This window comes from uncultured Stenotrophomonas sp., assembly GCF_963519925.1.
Lineage (GTDB): Bacteria > Pseudomonadota > Gammaproteobacteria > Xanthomonadales > Xanthomonadaceae > Stenotrophomonas > Stenotrophomonas maltophilia_AE.
The window spans coordinates 1-3,652 of sequence record NZ_CAUQPH010000222.1 but is presented as its reverse complement, the minus strand read 5'-3'; the positions used below and the strand labels follow the sequence as shown (position 1 = coordinate 3,652).

5 protein-coding genes are annotated in these 3,652 nt (G+C 67.7%); all 5 read left to right on the top strand.

Annotation, left to right across the window (positions count from 1 at the left end; translation table 11 throughout):
* Window positions 1-105 precede the first annotated feature (105 nt).
* Window positions 106-567: a hotdog family protein gene (locus RWO33_RS19705; protein ID WP_314107100.1), complete on the top strand. Its 462-nt coding sequence runs from the start codon at window positions 106-108 to the stop codon at window positions 565-567.
* Window positions 564-1,295 (top strand): 3-oxoacyl-ACP reductase FabG, encoded by a 732-nt coding sequence (gene fabG / locus RWO33_RS19700; protein ID WP_314107098.1) that lies wholly within the window; start codon window positions 564-566, stop codon window positions 1,293-1,295. The genes RWO33_RS19705 and fabG overlap by 4 nt, the downstream gene beginning before the upstream one ends.
* A complete protein-coding gene (locus RWO33_RS19695) occupies window positions 1,295-2,536 on the top strand; it encodes a beta-ketoacyl-ACP synthase (RefSeq protein ID WP_314107097.1) in 1,242 nt (413 codons plus the stop codon). The genes fabG and RWO33_RS19695 overlap by 1 nt, the downstream gene beginning before the upstream one ends.
* Window positions 2,537-2,569: 33 nt before the next feature.
* On the top strand, window positions 2,570-3,007 hold the full coding sequence (locus RWO33_RS19690; protein WP_145478694.1) for an excinuclease ATPase subunit: 438 nt from the start codon (window positions 2,570-2,572) through the stop codon (window positions 3,005-3,007).
* 274 nt (window positions 3,008-3,281) lie between these two features.
* A complete protein-coding gene (locus RWO33_RS19685) occupies window positions 3,282-3,554 on the top strand; it encodes a YcgL domain-containing protein (RefSeq protein ID WP_145479485.1) in 273 nt (90 codons plus the stop codon).
* Window positions 3,555-3,652 lie beyond the last annotated feature (98 nt).

Genomic DNA, 3,652 nt, shown 5'->3' with positions numbered 1-3,652 from the left:
GGCGCTGGTCGCGCCGGGCGCGCGCGCGGCGCGGCCGCTGCAGCATGTGCTCAGCCACTCGTTCGCCTTCGGTGGCAGCAATGCCGTGCTGGCGCTGGCGCGGGGATGAGCATGCCGCTGCCCAGCGATATCGAAAGCGTGCTGCCGCACCGCGACAGCATGCGGCTGATCGACCGGGTGGTCGATTGGCAGCCTGAATCCATCGTCGTGGAGGTGGATGTACCCGAACGTGGCCTGTTCTCCGGCCCCGACGGGGTGCCGGCCTGGGTCGGCGTGGAGTACATGGCGCAGGCCATCGCCGCCTGGGCCGGGTGCCGCGCGCGGGCCGAAGGGCGGCAGCCGTCGATCGGCTTCCTGCTCGGCACGCGGCGCTACACCGCCCACCAGCCGGCCTTCGCCCCGGGCACCTGCCTGCGGGTGGAGGCACACTGCGAGCTGATGGGCGAAAATGGTCTGGGAATGTTCGCCTGCCGGATCCTGGCCGGCGAGCAGGAATTGGCGGTCGCCAACGTATCGGTGTTCGAACCACGCGATGCGATGGCCTATCTGGAGAGTGGAGAGGCATGACAGGGAATCTGACCGTGCTGGTGACCGGCGCCAGCCGGGGCATCGGACGCGCCGTGGCGCTGCGTATCGCGCGCGACGGCTTCGACGTGGTGGTGCATTGCCGCAGCCGGATCGAGGAAGCACAGGACGTGGTCGCGCAGATCCAGGCACTCGGCCGGCAGGCCCGCGTGCTGATGTTCGACGTGTCCGACCGCGAGGCCGCGCGTACGGCGCTGGAGACTGATGTCGAGGCGCATGGCGCCTACTACGGCGTGGTCTGCAACGCGGGCATCGCCCGTGACGGCGCCTTCCCGGCCATGCCCGCCGAGGACTGGGACGCCGTGGTGCACACCAACCTGGACAGCTTCTACAACGTGCTGCACCCGCTGGTGATGCCGATGGTGCGGCGGCGCAAGCCGGGCCGCATCGTCACCCTGTCCTCGGTCTCGGGGCTGGTCGGTAACCGCGGCCAGACCAACTACAGTGCTGCCAAGGCCGGCATCATCGGCGCCACCAAGGCGCTGGCGCTGGAGCTGGCCAGCCGCGCGATCACCGTCAACTGCGTGGCGCCGGGCCTGATCGAAACCGAGATGGTCAACCAGGAAGTGCTCGACCACGCGCTCAAACTGATTCCTGCCGGGCGCATGGGCCAGCCGGACGAAGTCGCCCATGCGGTCTCGTTCCTGCTTTCCGAATCGGCCGGCTACATCACCCGCCAGGTGATCTCGGTCAACGGAGGCATGGTCTGATGCGCGCGCCCGAACGTCGTGTGGTGGTGACCGGTGCGGCCGCGATCAGCCCGCTGGGCAATGACCGGCCGAGCATCCGCGCGCGCCTGCATGCGCGCGAAAACGCGGTGCGCTACATCCCCGGCTGGGAGGTCTTCGATGGCCTGAACACCCGCCTGGCCGCGCCGGCGGAAGACTTCGAGCTGCCATCCAACTACAACCGCAAGACCACCCGCAGCATGGGCAAGGTCGCGGTGATGTCGGTGCGCGCCACCGAGCTGGCGCTGGACGCGGCGGGCCTGCTCGGCCACCCGGTGCTGCGCAGCGGCCGGGCCGGCGTGGCTTACGGCTCGTCGTCGGGCAGCCATGAAGCGACCGCCGAATTCGGCCGCATGCTGCACGACCACACCACCGAAGGCATCAGCGCCACCACCTACCTGAAGATGATGAGCCACACCTCGCCGGTGAACATCGGCGTGTTCTTCGGCCTGTCCGGGCGGGTCTACACCACCTCCAGCGCCTGTACCTCGGGCAGCCAGGGCGTGGGCTCGGGGTATGAGGCGATCCGCAGCGGCAAGCAGACGGTGATGGTCACCGGCGGCGCCGAACAGCTCGATGCCACCGCCGCGGCAGTGTTCGACACCCTGTTCGCCACCAGCGTGCGCAACGACGCACCGCAGACCACCCCCAGCCCGTTCGACGCCAACCGCGACGGCCTGGTGCTGGGCGAGGGTGCCGGTACGCTGATCCTGGAAGAACTGGAACACGCGCGCGCACGCGGCGCCACCATCCTCGCCGAAGTGGTGGGCTACGGTACCAACAGCGACGGCCAGCACGTCACCCAGCCCACCGCAGAGACCATGGCCCAGGCCATGCGCCTGGCGCTGGAAGATGCCGGCCTGGAACCGGGCCAGATCGGCTACGTCAACGCACACGGCACCGCGACCGAACATGGCGACATCGCCGAGACCCAGGCCACCGCGCAGGTGTTCGGCGCCGGCATGCCGATCAGCTCGCTGAAGAGTTATGTCGGCCACATGCTGGGTGCGTGCGGCGCGTTCGAAGCCTGGGTCACCATCGAAATGATGCGCGAGGGCTGGTTCGCCCCGACCCTGAACCTGCACCAGGTCGACCCGCGCTGCGGCGAACTTGACTTCATCCGCGGCGAAGGGCGCCAGATGCAGCCCGAGTACGTGATGAGCAACAACTTCGCCTTCGGCGGCATCAACACCTCGTTGATCTTCCGCCGCTGGCAGGACTGAACACCCCCGCTTCACCAACAAGGAGAAAGTTGAATGCGTCGTTTTGCCCTGATTGCCACCGCTGCCCTGCTTGCCGTCGCCAGCACCGCCCAGGCCCGTGACACCCGCGTCGAGCTGCCGCTCGGCGAACTGCTCGGTTCCCAGGCCGCCAAGGATGCCGGTATCGACGGCAGCGTCCGTTTCTACCTGGCCGGCCAGAAGGTCAATGTCCTGGACCGCCTGGGCGAGGATGTGACCAACAAGAAGACCAACGCCGCCAACAAGAGCGACGAAGAGGCCTGCCGCTGGGTGGCCCTGTCGGCGATCAAGGCCCTGCAGGACGGCGCGAAGTCGCGCGGCGCCAACGCCGTGGTCGACGTCGTCAGCTACTACAAGAAGAACGAGTTCAAGAGCGCCACCAACTATGAGTGCTACGCCGGCACCATCCTGGCCGGCGTCGCCCTGAAGGGCACCTACGCAAAGGTGAAATAACGCAAAGCGTTATTTCACCGGTAGCAGCCGACCGTTGGTCGGATGGCCTTGCGTTATTTCACCGGTAGCAGCCGACCGTTGGTCGGCTGGCCTTGCCACCGTCGTTCCCCGCGAACGACGGTGGCTGCTCTACCTGAACAACCCCACCACATTGATGAACCTGAATCTGTCCCGCGCCAACAAACCGGCGCCTTTCCCGGCAGATGGCTATCGGACCCGCGTGGTTTCCGACACAATCGACGTATCTATTCCCAGGGCGACCGCCCCGCGGGCAATGCAAGCCTACGTCTACAAAAGCCAACGCAAGCAGGACACCTACGTCTACCTCGCCGCCCGCGACGCCTTCGATGCACTTCCAGATGCATTGAACGCCACCCTGGCGCCGTTCGCATTCGTGCTGGAAGTCGCCCTGACCCCTGACCGTCGCCTCGCCCTGGCCGACGTCGAGCAGGTGCGCGCCAACCTGGCCGAACGCGGGTTCCACCTGCAGATGCCGCCGCCGCTGGTCGCGCCGGTGCGGGTCCCGCGCCGCGATGACCCGCGATGACTGAGTCCCTGCGCAGCCGCGCCATCGCCATTGCCGTCACCCTCGGCAGCCTGCTGTCGCTGGCCGTGGTGCTGGGCGGCGTGCCGGCAGCGCTGGGT